The sequence below is a fragment of the Mesobacillus jeotgali genome, from assembly GCF_014856545.2.
Classification (GTDB): domain Bacteria; phylum Bacillota; class Bacilli; order Bacillales; family Cytobacillaceae; genus Mesobacillus.
In genome coordinates this window covers 2,969,099-2,982,698 of sequence record NZ_CP109811.1, presented here as the reverse complement: position 1 = coordinate 2,982,698, position 13,600 = coordinate 2,969,099, and the positions used below count along the sequence as shown (strand labels likewise).

The 13,600-nt window shown below is 40.4% G+C and carries 19 protein-coding genes; 17 read left to right on the top strand and 2 right to left on the bottom strand.

The features are described 5' to 3' along the window. Positions 1-169: 169 nt before the first annotated feature. The 4 genes from FOF60_RS15270 to FOF60_RS15255 all read left to right on the top strand — a co-directional run bounded on the left by FOF60_RS15270 (position 170) and on the right by FOF60_RS15255 (position 3,835). Complete coding sequence (locus FOF60_RS15270; RefSeq protein ID WP_192470584.1) at positions 170-1,657, top strand: lmo1851 family serine protease; 1,488 nt, start codon at positions 170-172, stop codon at positions 1,655-1,657. Between the two features lie 63 nt (positions 1,658-1,720). Further along, positions 1,721-2,635: a CobW family GTP-binding protein gene (locus FOF60_RS15265; protein ID WP_192470511.1), complete on the top strand. Its 915-nt coding sequence runs from the start codon at positions 1,721-1,723 to the stop codon at positions 2,633-2,635. 55 nt (positions 2,636-2,690) lie between these two features. Next, on the top strand, positions 2,691-2,879 hold the full coding sequence (locus tag FOF60_RS15260) for a DUF2188 domain-containing protein (RefSeq protein ID WP_319801587.1): 189 nt from the start codon (positions 2,691-2,693) through the stop codon (positions 2,877-2,879). A 119-nt stretch (positions 2,880-2,998) separates the two neighbouring features. Then, entirely contained in the window at positions 2,999-3,835 is an 837-nt protein-coding gene (locus tag FOF60_RS15255; protein ID WP_192470513.1) for a hypothetical protein, read from the top strand. A 66-nt stretch (positions 3,836-3,901) separates the two neighbouring features. Here FOF60_RS15255 and FOF60_RS15250 read toward each other — a convergent pair whose 3' ends face one another. Continuing rightward, positions 3,902-4,141 carry a hypothetical protein gene (locus FOF60_RS15250; protein WP_023627701.1) on the bottom strand — a complete coding sequence of 80 codons (240 nt, stop codon included), beginning with the start codon at positions 4,139-4,141 and terminating at the stop codon, positions 3,902-3,904. A gap of 106 nt (positions 4,142-4,247) precedes the next feature. Here FOF60_RS15250 and FOF60_RS15245 point away from each other — a divergent pair, with 106 nt between their 5' ends. The 11 genes from FOF60_RS15245 (at position 4,248) to FOF60_RS15195 (ending at position 11,755) form a co-directional block, all read left to right on the top strand. Next, the gene (locus FOF60_RS15245; RefSeq protein ID WP_225649902.1) at positions 4,248-4,535 is read left to right on the top strand and encodes a hypothetical protein; all 288 of its coding nucleotides are present in this window, start codon (positions 4,248-4,250) and stop codon (positions 4,533-4,535) included. Between the two features lie 311 nt (positions 4,536-4,846). Then, positions 4,847-5,173 carry a rhodanese-like domain-containing protein gene (locus FOF60_RS15240; protein WP_192470514.1) on the top strand — a complete coding sequence of 109 codons (327 nt, stop codon included), beginning with the start codon at positions 4,847-4,849 and terminating at the stop codon, positions 5,171-5,173. 11 nt (positions 5,174-5,184) lie between these two features. Continuing rightward, on the top strand, positions 5,185-5,448 hold the full coding sequence (locus FOF60_RS15235; protein ID WP_167833712.1) for a metal-sensitive transcriptional regulator: 264 nt from the start codon (positions 5,185-5,187) through the stop codon (positions 5,446-5,448). A gap of 127 nt (positions 5,449-5,575) precedes the next feature. Beyond that, positions 5,576-5,941, top strand: coding sequence for a rhodanese-like domain-containing protein (locus FOF60_RS15230; protein WP_192470515.1), 366 nt, complete (start codon positions 5,576-5,578; stop codon positions 5,939-5,941). Positions 5,942-5,960: 19 nt separating this feature from the next. Further along, on the top strand, positions 5,961-6,254 hold the full coding sequence (locus FOF60_RS15225; RefSeq protein WP_192470516.1) for a rhodanese-like domain-containing protein: 294 nt from the start codon (positions 5,961-5,963) through the stop codon (positions 6,252-6,254). Between the two features lie 291 nt (positions 6,255-6,545). Next, positions 6,546-6,830 carry a hypothetical protein gene (locus tag FOF60_RS15220; protein WP_192470517.1) on the top strand — a complete coding sequence of 95 codons (285 nt, stop codon included), beginning with the start codon at positions 6,546-6,548 and terminating at the stop codon, positions 6,828-6,830. A gap of 134 nt (positions 6,831-6,964) precedes the next feature. After that, positions 6,965-7,930, top strand: coding sequence for a YncE family protein (locus tag FOF60_RS15215; RefSeq protein WP_192470518.1), 966 nt, complete (start codon positions 6,965-6,967; stop codon positions 7,928-7,930). Positions 7,931-7,934: 4 nt separating this feature from the next. Further along, positions 7,935-8,615 (top strand): response regulator transcription factor, encoded by a 681-nt coding sequence (locus FOF60_RS15210; RefSeq protein WP_192470519.1) that lies wholly within the window; start codon positions 7,935-7,937, stop codon positions 8,613-8,615. Continuing rightward, positions 8,612-10,015: a sensor histidine kinase gene (locus tag FOF60_RS15205; RefSeq protein ID WP_192470520.1), complete on the top strand. Its 1,404-nt coding sequence runs from the start codon at positions 8,612-8,614 to the stop codon at positions 10,013-10,015. The genes FOF60_RS15210 and FOF60_RS15205 overlap by 4 nt, the downstream gene beginning before the upstream one ends. A 109-nt stretch (positions 10,016-10,124) precedes the next feature. Beyond that, complete coding sequence (locus FOF60_RS15200; protein ID WP_192470521.1) at positions 10,125-10,598, top strand: FixH family protein; 474 nt, start codon at positions 10,125-10,127, stop codon at positions 10,596-10,598. A 416-nt stretch (positions 10,599-11,014) separates the two neighbouring features. After that, positions 11,015-11,755: a CAP domain-containing protein gene (locus FOF60_RS15195; RefSeq protein WP_192470522.1), complete on the top strand. Its 741-nt coding sequence runs from the start codon at positions 11,015-11,017 to the stop codon at positions 11,753-11,755. A gap of 42 nt (positions 11,756-11,797) precedes the next feature. Here FOF60_RS15195 and FOF60_RS15190 read toward each other — a convergent pair whose 3' ends face one another. Then, positions 11,798-12,271 carry an Hsp20/alpha crystallin family protein gene (locus FOF60_RS15190; protein ID WP_192470523.1) on the bottom strand — a complete coding sequence of 158 codons (474 nt, stop codon included), beginning with the start codon at positions 12,269-12,271 and terminating at the stop codon, positions 11,798-11,800. Positions 12,272-12,434: 163 nt separating this feature from the next. Between FOF60_RS15190 and FOF60_RS15185 the strand changes: the two genes are divergently transcribed. Further along, entirely contained in the window at positions 12,435-13,214 is a 780-nt protein-coding gene (locus FOF60_RS15185) for an SDR family oxidoreductase (RefSeq protein ID WP_192470524.1), read from the top strand. A gap of 198 nt (positions 13,215-13,412) precedes the next feature. After that, the gene (locus FOF60_RS15180; protein WP_192470590.1) at positions 13,413-13,577 is read left to right on the top strand and encodes a hypothetical protein; all 165 of its coding nucleotides are present in this window, start codon (positions 13,413-13,415) and stop codon (positions 13,575-13,577) included. The last annotated feature ends 23 nt before the right edge of the window (positions 13,578-13,600 follow it).

The following is a 13,600-nucleotide window of genomic DNA, read 5'->3' as shown; positions in this document are numbered from 1 at the left end:
GAAATCAACTTTTCCCTGCCACCTAAAAAAGAGGGTGTCCCAAGATTTTTGGGACCCCTCTTTTTGCAATACCTATTTTTCTGTTAATTTCACAGTAAAAATGTTATCCTAATCATTAAGGATTTTAAGCTTGATTGGAAAGTGGTGAAAAGGGTTGGATCAGCAAAATATGAATGAAGAAAACAATGAAGAGCTAAAGAGTCAAGAAAAGGCTGCAGAAGCAGAGACTAAGAATAGTTTTCTTCGGATAAAAAAGTTCCACTTTGCAATGCTGTTGTTTTTTCTAGTCTTTTTAACAGCGGGTATCACTACCTTTGCACTTGCTTTCGGCGAAGACAAGCCAGCAGTGCAGGTAATTAGGGAAAGAGAAGAATTTGCAAAGCTATATGACGCATATGATACTTTGAAAAATGACTATTTCGAGGAAGTCGATCAGGAAAAGCTAATAAATGGTGCGATAGATGGGATGCTTGAATCTTTGGATGATCCATATTCGGATTATATGAGCCAGGAAGACGCAAAGAATTTCCATCAGAGTCTGTCATCTTCCTTTGAGGGAATTGGCGCAGAAATCCAGGAAAGGGATGGATTCATATTCATTGTCAGTCCACTAAAAGGGTCTCCCGCCGAAAAAGCAGGTCTTCAACCAGAAGATAAAATCATGTCCGTGGATGGAAAAAGCCTTCAGGGTATGAGTTCAACCGAAGCAGTCGCTCTTATTAGAGGTGAAAAGGGAACAGACGTTAAGCTTTCCATTCTTCGCCAGGGTACAGAAAAGCCGGTTGACGTCACCATTACCCGAGACACAATACCAATAGAAACGGTATATGGTGAAATGCTGGACGACGGAGTAGCAAAAGTCCAGATTACCAACTTCTCGCAAAACACGGCAAATGAGCTGGTCAATATTTTAAATGACCTGCAAAAACAAGGAATGAAAGGTTTAGTTCTGGACCTTCGCCAAAATCCAGGCGGACTGCTGGATCAGGCAATAAAAATATCCAGCCTCTTTGTACCTGAGGGAGAAATCCTTTTCCAGGTTGAAGACCGTAAAGGCAATGTAGAGAAGTATCCATCAGAGAACGAAAATAAGAATAACCTTCCTTTAGTTGTCATCATTGATAAAGGAAGTGCGAGTGCATCTGAAATCCTGGCAGGAGCAGTCAGCGAATCTGCTGGAGTGCCTCTTGTAGGGGAAAAGTCATTTGGCAAAGGCACGGTCCAGCGCGCTGAAGATTTCTCAGACGGATCGAATATGAAGTTTACCACAGAAAAATGGTTGACACCTGAGGGCAATTGGATTCATAAGAAAGGCATTAAGCCGGACCATGAAGTATCCATGCCAGAATATGCATCATTACCATTTATCGATCCGGAAACTGAATTGAAGGAATCAACAGCATCCGAACAGGTCAGGGCTGCACAAAAAATGCTCAAAGCTCTTGGGTTTGATCCAGGCCGCGAAGACGGTTTTTATGATGAAAAAACAAAGGAAGCTGTGATTGCTTTCCAAAAATCAAAAGAACTGGATGAAACAGGAATCCTTAAAGGCAGCTCAACGATCGAACTAATGAATGCATTACGCGAACAGATTAAAAATGATGACCCGCAAATTCAAAAAGCGATAGAAGTGTTGAAGCAGGAAATGAATAAATAAAGAGGATCTCCAGCTTTTGCTGGAGATTTTCCATATTACATAGAAAAGATAGGCGGATGTGAAATGAAAAAAACAGAGGTTTACATTTTGTCCGGTTTCCTTGGTACCGGTAAAACGACATTACTTAAGCAAATTTTACAGCATGAAAAAGATAACGGACGCACCATTGCCGTTATGATGAATGAGCTTGGCAGTGTTTCGATCGATTCGGATGCTGTTGATACAGATGTTCCTTTAAAAGAGCTTTTGGGAGGATGCATCTGCTGTACGATTCAGGATAAACTCGAATCTCAAATTCAGGGATTGCTATTTGATCATGATCTCGATGCGATTTATATAGAAACTACAGGTGCCGCACATCCAGTAGAGGTGTTGGATGCTGTCCTTTCCCCATTATTTGCCGACAAGCTTGCAATCAAGGGGATCATCACGACAGTTGATGGCCAGCAGTGGCTCAATAGGAGAACGCTAGACCCCCAGGTACATCAGCTCTTGCTTGAACAAGTGAAGCATGCGGACCTGATCATCGTCAATAAATCAGACTTGCTCAATGAAGCCGAGAAGGCAAAAGTTAACATGGACATTCAAGGACTCAACCCACAAGCTAAATGTATTTTAAGTACCTATTCGAAAATTCCGATGAAACTGCTGGAAGGCCTGGCTTATACTGAAAAAGCTAAAAGTTCTGGGGCGCACGTTCAGTCTGATTTAAGGTTAAGCACGTTTGTGCATCGATTTGACGGAGCGATCAGCCAGAAAGGTTTTGAAGATTTTTTGAGGGCGCTGCCGGATTCCATATACCGGATAAAAGGATATGTTTTATTTGACCATTCCCAGTACCCAGACCTGTTCCAATACTCATACGGGATGCCATTGTATATGAAGGAATATATGAAAATGCCGCTCAATCTAGTATTCATCGGTCAGGTAACAGACTGGAGCCTGCTTGAACAGCAGTTGAAGGATCTGGAAAAGTAAGTCGCGTTTTCAATTATTGGACAAGGGGTAAAGAAGTATATCTTTGAACGAAAGGATGATTAATTTGCCTTGGACAGAGAATGATTATCCAGCTTCAATGAAAAACTTGGACCCTGTTGTCCGTGAGAAGGCAATTGAGATAGCAAATGCGCTTGTCCAGGAAGAACATTACCACGATGGAAAAGCAATTCCCATTGCAATCGACAAAGCAAGGGAATATGTAGAAAATCATAAAGATGATTGAAGTTGCCCAGCTCTGCTGGGTTTTTTTGTTTGCTTGAAAGGAGGCTAGCTGAATAGTAGCAAGCAAAAAAGCAAAAACTTTCATGAAGGTTAAAGCCTAGTGAAAAAGAGATGATCAAAATGCAAACAATAAAAATAATTATATTGACAATTGTTCTCCTTGCCTCATCCGGGTATAGCATACAAGCCGGAAAGACTGCCAAAAATAAACAGATCAAAATGATACAGTGGGAAGAGGTAAATAAAATCTTGCCAAGGTATAGCAAGTTCACAGTTGTCGATCTTGAAACAGGCATGCAATTCCGAGTCCAAAGAAGGGCAGGAAGCAACCATGCAGATGTCCAGCCATTAACACCAAAAGATACGGCAATCATGAAAAAGATTTATAATGGAAAGTGGAGCTGGAAGCGGAGAGCGATTATCGTCATCTCGGAAGATGGGAAAATCGCAGCCTCAATGCATGGAATGCCACATGGCGGAGGAGCCTTGAAGAATAACTTTCCAGGTCATTTTTGCATCCATTTTTTTGGAAGCACGACACACCGGACAAATTTCATGGATCTATCCCATAAACTTATGATTCTGAAATCAGCAGGAAAGCTTGAAAAATATTTGGAACAAACTGATCCTTATGATTTGGTAAATGCGTATATCGCCGGATTAAAACAGCAGGACCATGATATCGTCTCTTTAGTCTCACTGCAAAACCTTGAGTGGGGAAAGGTTCTGTACAAAATCGAGAATATCAGGATTTCACGGATGGAAGTACTGCCCGCTGAAGATGTGGGAGATCAGATGAGCCTTACTGTTCCTGTCGAGATAAATTTGCAGCTGAAAGGGATCGGCGGCAAGAGCTTTACGGGTAAAGTCCTCCTGGTGAGGTTCATGCCTAATGAACAATGGAGAGTGGACTCAATAAAGTTTTTTGAGGAAGCCGGAATAAAGGTAAGCAATTGAAAAAGCTTGAGAAAAATCTCAAGCTTTTTATCTTCTGCAATAAGATCTGTGGTCGGTTTGGTATCGTTAGCTTTCTCCAAACTTGGCAAACGTCTTTTCATCCTCAACAAGTCCACAGGCAGCACACTGGATTTTCAGTTCTGGACCTTTGTATGGAAGATGAAAAGGCTCAAGCTGGTCATTTGAATATTGCTCCACAATTTCACCTGATTGAGGATTCAGTTTTACAGGCTGGGGAACTTGGGAAATCATATTGAATCTAGTCCTGTTCGTCTTGCAGTTAGGGCATCGATACGGTTTGCTCATAGTTATTCTCCTTTAAAGTAATTTAACTTATTTTTTGCATTGTCAGCCTGAATTATGTAAATATACTAGTGAGGGTTTGACTATGTTATGTATATCAGGAGGCTACATGATGGCAGCACGGAATTATGAAAAGTTACTAGATGAATACAGGACCATATGGAACAACAGGAAACTTCATTCTGAACAGTTACCAGAAGACATACTTAAGGAAGCTATTTATAGAGAATTGAAGGATGAAAACTCCCATCCGAGAGCAAGGAGGACTTTAATGGAAAAATACTACCTCTCCACAAAGAGGATTCTGGAAGCATCTTTGGAAAGTGACAGTAAAATGATGTTAATACAGTTGCATATGGAATTGGCTGAGGCAATTAAAGAAGAAGCGGGAAGATAAATCTGTAAGACAGCACTTCAACCAGGTAAGGTATTGATTCAGAGTATTTAAAAAGCACCAAAACTTACCTGTAAAACAAATTAGCCTAGGGCCGCATGGCAACTGATAATTGGCATTTAAATAATGGTGTGCACGATGCCAAAATGATATAGAATGCTTAAAGAGGGAAGGGATCCTTGCTTCTTTTTTTTGCTTGGTAAAAAAAATGTCAAAAAATATCATCTTCAACTATTGATTTTATACCCCATATGGTATAATATTTATATTATAAGTTCAGTAATGAACAAGTTAAAACAAGAGGTGAAGAGTAGTTGCTCACAACTTTAATCATCAGTCTCCTTTTAGTTACCTTGGTTTTCAACCGTTACGTTCCAGTCAGGAATCTCCCTGCGGTAAAGGATTATGAAAAGGATGCGGTTTTTGTCGATCTCAGAGATTATCAGGATTCTGCGAAAAATCCAGTAAATGGTGCCATTAATATTCCTTGTGGATATTTGAAACGGTATATAAGAGAAATTCCAGACAGGCATATCGTCATCATTGCCTCAAATGAATTGGAAAAGAATTTTGGAGCAAGATTGCTTAAAAAATATGGTTACAATGTTAAAGGATATACAATTACTGGACCATCACAATAGGAGGTGGCAAGGTGGAGTACAATAAAGAGATAGTCAATCGCTTGAAAAGAATTGAAGGACAGGTAAGGGGAAGCATCCGGCTGCTGGAAGAACAGGAAGAATGCAAGTCGGTCGTGACACAATTGTCAGCAATTCGCTCTGCGGTTGACCGAACCATTGCTTTGGTTGTCAGCAAGAATCTTGAACAATGCCTGATCAGCGATTTACAAGAAGGCAGAGAAACGTCCCAGGCTGTAAATGATGCTGTAGAATTGCTTGTTAAGAGCAGAAAATAATGAATTTCTGTTCTTGACAAGTTGATTTTTGTCACTTAAAATACCCATATGGGTATATGGGTGTAAAAACTTGCATCCCTGCTAAATCATGACTTACTAAAATATGTGAAAAAAGAGGTGCATTCGGATGGATGTAATAATTAATGTATTAATCGTAGTCCTTGCAGCAGCTTTCTTATGGAGCCGCTTCGCTCCAACTAAGGGAGTAAATCAAATCACGACAGCACAATTAGGTGAAATGATGAAAGCCAAGAAGGCTGGAGTGCAGTACGTGGATGTAAGAACTCCTGGAGAATATAAAGGAAACCATATCAAAGGATTTAAGAACATTCCGCTGCAGCAGCTTGGTAACCGCACGGGAGAACTTTCCCAAGATAAAGATGTAGTCGTTATTTGCCAGAGCGGTATGCGCAGCAGCCAGGCAAGCAAGTTGTTGAAAAAGGCTGGATTTAAAAGTGTGACTAATGTAAAGGGCGGCATGAGCGCCTGGTAATGATAAGGAGGAAATTGAAATGCGTCAGATGACACCAACAGAAGTCCAAAATGGGCTGGGCTCCAACGAATTCGAAGTTGTAGATGTTCGTGAAGTAAATGAAGTAGCACAAGGTAAAATTCCGGGTGCAATTCATATTCCATTAGGCCTGCTTGAATTCAGGATGAATGAGTTAGACAAGAACAAGACTTATGTAATGGTCTGCCGCTCAGGCGGCCGCAGCTCAAGAGCTACACAATTCCTTGACTACTATGGCTATAATGTGATCAATATGCAAGGCGGCATGATGGCTTGGCAGGGTCCAACAGAATAAAACAAAAAGGGAGATGGCGGCTGCCATCTCTTTTATTTTGAAGGCTGTTTTCGTAAGATTGTTGTTAAAATCCTGAAATCGATTTTAACGTGATAAAATGCCATTCTTTAGGTCGGTATTAAAAGTGCAAGCCCTTTGCTCAAGTTTTAAAGAAATATAGGTCCCAAATGAATGAATTCGTGAGAAGGATTTTTCCAGTAAATGTCGAAATATGCTTGCTTGTGCGTTGTTTTATTCGTACACTAAGAATGAAGAGAAAATTTCGACAATTAGTAACAAGGAGGAGTTCTGATGTCTGGTTTAAGCCGCGTGGAGTTAGAACTTGTTAGTGAAACTGTTCATGTCGAAGGTATCCATGACTTGCTTGTTAGGGGATGCTGGGTTGAGGAAGATGATCATCGCTGCATAATATCCCTGGGTCAAATTGAGTTCACTGGTGGTTTTCATGATTCTTATTTTAAGATCAGCCTGAAACATAATGAGCTATTTATTGAATCAGATAGCCCGTGGGAACTGGAAGTGCTTGCAGAAGAACTGAAAGATATAGCCGTAAAAAAGGCAATTATGACAAAATGATAATATACATATTTATTGACTTGTCCCCTCGGGCGGCAAGTTTTTTCTTTTTGCTGGGGAGTTCGATTTCATAGAATTATCACAAATTAGAGATATAATAATGTGAGATACTGGTGACAGAAAAGGAGTAAATTATGAAGCAGATTTTTATAATTGCCACAATGACTTTCACTGTTCTTTTATCTGCCTGCTCTTTGAAATCTTTTGAGGTCATACCAAAGGATTCTTCTTTTATTTCTACGATAAACATCAAGGAAATGACAATCTCATTCTATGACATGGAAAAAGATGAAAAGTTACCTGATTGGAATGTTGACCGACCGTACATTGGAGGTCTGATTCTGCCTGATAAGGATACAATATTGCTTTATGGAAAGGCTGTGGATACCGCAGACTTATATTCATTAAGCAAAGGGAAGAAGATCGAATCCTGGAAAACAGGAGAGGGAATCGTAAACGCACTATTAGTCGGAGATGGAACCGAGATAGCCTTTGCTGACCAGGAAAGAGACAGTGTGCGATTTTTTGATATAGATGGTAATGAAGTGGATGAAGTCAAAGTAGAAAAAGAGCCGTTGACACTTCTTGAGGCCGAGAAAAAACTTTATGCAATCAGTTATAAACAAGAAATGCTAAGCATAGTTGATTTGGAAAATAAAGAGCGGCTTCCAGGGTTTGAGATTCACCCAGCCGCAGCTGGTGCATTAATGTCCAGGGAAAAAGGTGAGCTATGGATTGGCGGACATGGAAAAGGAACTGAAGTTGAGGAGCGGATACACATTTACGACCTTAACAAAGGCACTTTGATAAAAGAGATTTCTGCACCTGTCATGCCAGTGGATTTCACCAAGGATGAAGATAATATATTTGTCCTGAGCCATGGTTCGAATATGCTTTATAAATTAGCTGGGGATGGATCAAAGCAGGGTTCGATAAAGGTAGGTGCCAATCCGTTTGAAATTGACTTTTTTGCGGATAAGCTTATTGTTGCTGGTTATGACAGCAATGAGGTATATATAATCGACCCAGACAGCCTGTCCATTGAAAAAACGCTTGAAGTTGGCAACGGGCCATTCCAAATAGTGACGAGGGAGAGATAACAGGATGAATCCCATAAATATTTTAATCATCGACGACGAAGAGGATATGCGCAATCTTGTCCAAATGTACTTAGAGAACTCTGGATTTAGATGCGTCCATGCTGCTGATGGAGCAGAAGGGTTGAGAAAACTGGATGAAGAAGATTTTGACCTCGTCATTCTTGATATTATGATGCCTTTTGAAGATGGCTTTGCCGTTTGTGGAAAGATACGTACCTTTTCACAAGTACCGATTATCTTTTTATCAGCTAAAGGTGAAGAATGGGATAAAGTTAGAGGGCTCCAGCTTGGAGGAGATGATTATATCGTCAAGCCTTTCAGCCCGGGAGAACTTGTAGCCAGAATCAATGCATTGTTAAGAAGAACATCTTTTGTCAAGAATGATGAAGACACAGTGACTTTAGGCAAGATTAACATCGATAAAAAGGGAAGAAGGGTCAGTGTGGAAGGGGAAATCATCCCGCTCACCCTCAAAGAGTTTGAGTTGCTCGTTTTTCTGGTTCAACACCAGGGCCAGGCCTTAAGCAGGGAGCAGCTTCTTGAATTTGTGTGGGGTATGGATTACCATGGCAGCTTGAGGACTGTCGATACGCACATCAAGACGCTGAGGATGAAATTGGGGACAGGAGACTATATTCAAACCATTTGGGGTGTAGGGTATAAATTCGAGGTGCCGGCAACATGATCTCATTTTCAGACAGCCTGTTTAAAAAACTCTGGCTGACGGTCACCGCTACAATCCTGGTGACCGTATTGTATTCCTTTTTTTTATCCTATCTATTTTATGAAAAGCTCTATGTCGACATAGTTGAGGAGTCACTTATAGAAGAAGGGAACCGCCTTGCCAGCGACTATACAGGGGGTCCATTGACCGATGAAATGAGAGAACGAGTTGATTGGTATAATGAAAAATCAGAATCTGAGGTTTTTCTTGTCAGTAACCCAAAAGAGTTGAGCGCCTGCCTACCTTATTCAATTGATTATGAAACATTGATTGGGAAGGAAGACCGTGAACTGCTTTTAAAAGGTGAACCAGTCATGAAATCAGGATTTGAGGAGAGGTTTGGCAGGAAAATCCTTGCCGTGGCAATACCACTCCTTGATAATAACCGACTCGAAGGAATTATATACTTATATGTTCCCCTTGCTAAAATATCCGAGTTAACCGTTGATTTCTCCTTTTTATGGCTGATAGGCGGAGTACTATTCATTATCATTGCAGCATTCCTAGGGTTTAAAATGCTTCACAGGCTTACCAGGCCTCTTGCTGCTATGAAGGAGGCAGCCGAAAGAGTATCTGGAGGCGATTACTCTGCGCGTGTAAACATCAAGTCCGAAGATGAAATTGGTCAGCTTGCTAAAGCCTTCAATCATATGTCTGAGTCTGTCCAGAAAGAGGATGAGAAAAAGAGGGAATTCCTCGCCGATGTATCTCATGAACTGAGGACTCCAATCAGCTATATAAAGGGATATAGCGAAGCACTTGAAACTGGGATGATAAAAGAAAATGATGAAAAAAATAAATATTTAAGGCTTATTAACAGGGAATCTCGCAGGATGGTAAAGCTTGTTGAAGATCTTCTCGATTTATCGAGACTGGATGCGGATGAATATCGTTTAATTAAAAATCCTTTTTCACTGGCACAGCTCATTGAGGATTTTATTATCAAATATGGACCAGCCTTAAAAGAAAAGAATATCAGCTTAACACTTGAACTTGATCCAGATATCATTATTAACGGAGATGAGGGGAGACTTGAACAGATATTCCAGAATATCATCGATAATTCGATTCGCTATACAAAGAGTGGCGGAAGGATTTCTGTCATACTTTCCAAGCATTCCTATGGATGTAAAGTTGAAATTGAAGACACTGGAATTGGAATTCCTGAAGAAGATGTCAACAAGCTAACTGAACGCTTTTATAGAGTGAATAAGGCTAGATCGAGGGCCGATGGTGGTACTGGACTTGGTCTGGCAATTGTTGATAAATTAGTGAAGCTGCATGATGGTAAAATGGAAATAGCAAGTGAGCTAGGAGAAGGAACGACCATCAGGCTCTATTTTCCCGCCGTGGAATTATAAAGTTTTAGGCTTCATTTCTGTTTTCTAAATGATTGTAAATGCAGTTAGTCCACCTTTCGACTTAAAAATTATGGGTTATACAACATTATTATTTTAAGGGGTTTATTGAATGAAACGATTTTTGCTTATATTAATGACAGTATTGATGGGATTGTCAGCGACAGCTTGTGCCCAACAGGAAGTAGAAGATGAACCGCAATTTCTGGATGTTCAGCTTACAGCAAGTCCGGAAAAGGCTCAATTAAATGAAGAAGTTACTTTCGAGGCTAAGGTTACTTATGGTACAGAAGAAGTAGAGGATGCCGACGAGGTGAAGTTTGAAATATGGCGTTCACAGGCGGAGGAACATGAAAAGATAGTAGTGGAACACGGTGAAAGCGGAATTTATCGCTTGAAGAAAGCCTTCAGTGAAGAAGGGACCTATTATATTATTGCTCACGTAACAGCGCGGAGCATGCATAACATGCCAAAGGTTGAATTTGTGGTAGGCAGCCCAAGCGAGCCAGAGGGAAGTGCGGAATCCACTGAAATGAAAGATATGGATGAAGATGATACAGATGCCCATGAAGAAAGTGGGCATTAAAGGGAAAGCGGCGATTGCCGCTTTTTTTCATGCCATTGCCTTCGCATGCTAATAAAGATAAAAACTTAGCAGGACAAAATGTCGTGTAACATACTTTAATTATTGTCATATTAACGAAAAAAATGTCATGAACCATCACGATCACAAAAACTGTCAATCCCTTTATTTTTCCTATTTGTGGTCCTGATGGTATTTATGAAAGTAAATAGGAAAATACTGCAATGAAAAGAAAATATGCATAATATCATTGAAAGCCTTTGTATTCCTGGTTTTTCGAGCTCGAGTGAAAAATCCAGCGGAAATATTATTGATATAATAATAGTTTTCCCGTTTTATTCCAGGTTTATTACAAAAAAACCATGATATGATTAGTTTGCAAGAGAGAGACAAACTAATATTTCGGGAGGAATTCGGGAATGAAAAAGAAAATGATTCTTACAGCTTTCGCAGCTGCAGCATTATTCGCAGCAAATCCTGCTATGGATAAAGCAGATGCATCTACTATACAGTCAAAAGTTTACTATTATCAGAGTGGTAACTTAAGTAATGAACAAATCAATTCTATTTTACAAAAGTATTTTAAGAACTATCAATTTTCATGGAAACAGGCTCAGCAAGCTAAAGCTACCGTCCAGGAGCCTGTAAAAACTCCTGCGCCAACAAACGTACAAGAGCCTGTAAAAGCTCCAGCACCGGCACCAGCTCCAGCTCCAGCACCAGTACAAGAGCCAGCTAAAGCCCCTGCTCAAGAACAAGCTGCAGCACCTGTATCTTCAGCAGTTAGTGCTTACGAGCAAAAAGTGGTAGAGTTGACAAATCAAGAGAGAGCCAAGAATGGTTTAAAGCCACTTGCGCTTGATACTGAGCTAAGCAAAGTAGCGAGGGAAAAATCCCGAGATATGCAAAACAAAGGCTACTTCAGCCACACTAGCCCAACTTATGGTTCACCTTTCGATATGATGAAGAAGTTTGGAATCTCATACCGTTCAGCTGGTGAAAATATCGCAATGGGTCAGCGTACTCCAGAGGAAGTAGTAAATGCGTGGATGAACAGTTCAGGTCACCGTGCGAATATCCTAAACTCTAGCTATACACACATTGGCGTTGGCCATGTAGCAACAGGCAACTATTGGACACAAATGTTCATTGGAAAATAATAAATGAAAAGAGCAGCCATCAGGCTGTTCTTTTTTTTGAGCTCATTTTGATATATCGATTTCAGCATATTGCATATCAACTATTTTTTGCAGTCTTAGTTCCAGTACACCTTCCCGGTAGTTTGCTGCTGCTCCCTTACGCTTGACGGTTGCTGGCAATACTAGTGTGTGTTTATCTGATAGATCAGGAATGTGTTCGATGATTACCTGGTTCGAGGTATAGAACAGTTTCATTTGTTTTAGTAGAGCTTCATCTTTTAGAGGAATCCTTACAAAAACAAAATCATGAGTTTCAAACATATCCGCTTTTAATCCGGTGTTCGGTTTGACTGGCTCAGTTGAATTTTGCTGCTGCATTCCTTTGAGCCATTCTTCAGGCTTTAACATTCCTTGCATATTTGGCTGAAGCATTTTGCCCATCATTTGCTGGACATAATTTTCGATTTCATCTGGTTTCATTTCCAAAAACTTTTTCTGTGTATTTCGGTCAAACGGCAATAGATTCCAAGGAAACAATTATATCCCGCCTTTCAAGCAGACCATCTTCGATATGAATAGTATATGCAGGCACCGGCCCAGCGGTTAAAGCCCATTTGCGGTATAAAGGTTAAAAGTTGCAAAACAGCTGGCTTCTTTTTAGTATAGGGATAAGTAATCTAGGAAGATGAGGGGTACCGTTGTGGAAAATAAAACTGCTTTGATTACCGGAGGTGCCACCGGTTTAGGAAGGCGAACAGCACTTCAGCTTGCTGCTGAAGGAATAAACATAATCATTAATTATCGTAACAGTAAAACAGAGGCTGAACAGCTTGCTGAAGAATTATCGAATCGGTTCAACACAAAAAATATTTGTGTTCAGGGGGATATCACAAACTATGATAACTGTAAGCAGATTGTTTCGCAGGCCCTGAAGGAATTCACTGCGATTGATATAGTCGTTCATAATGCCGGACCATACATTTCGGAGAGGAAAAAGATGGCTGACTATCAGATCGATGAATGGACGTACTTGATCAATGGCAATCTAAATGCGGTTTTCTATTTATCTAATTTGCTCATACCATCTATGAGGGAACGGAAGTGGGGAAGAATTATTACTGTTGGTTTCGACAGAGTCGAGTCGGCTCCAGGGTGGATTTACAGATCTGCTTTTGCGGCAGCAAAGTCAGGATTGGCTTCTTTGACAAAGACACTTGCGATGGAAGAAGCGGAAAACGGGATCACAGCCAATATGGTCTGTCCTGGTGACATAACAGGTGAGTGGAAAGAAAGAGCGATCAGCGAATCTTTAGATTCAAAGGACCCTTCAGTACCGGTAGGCAGACCGGGTACCGGGGGAGATATATCAAGAGTTATAAGCTTCCTTGCGAATGATGATTCAAGTTTCATAACCGGCAGTATCATCCCTATTACAGGTGGAAAAGATGTGCTTGGAAAAGCTTTTCGTGAAAACCTATAGAATGGGCCCCAAAAACGCCAAATGGCGTTTTTTTTATTTTTCTTTTGAAACAGGCTGGTAATATGCTGAACGTTAATGAAAAAACCTAATTGAATAACATGAAACAGGTTGGGAAAACTACTAGCAATTAGCAATCTTTTTGAATCGAATTATCTAATTATTTTCAGTATTTAGTTTAATTAAGCGGGGGTGGTTAAAATGGGAATAGGGTTTAATATGAATAGGATCAACCCAAATCAGACGCAGGTGTTCTTTGAGGATGGACGGTATGAAACATTGACAGATGCCGAGCTTGAATTATTCCTGTCTGAAGCTTCCTTATCGGAACGGGAAGAAGCAACAGGGCAGGATCTGCTGAATTAGAAAACGCCCTGTTCATTTTTCAG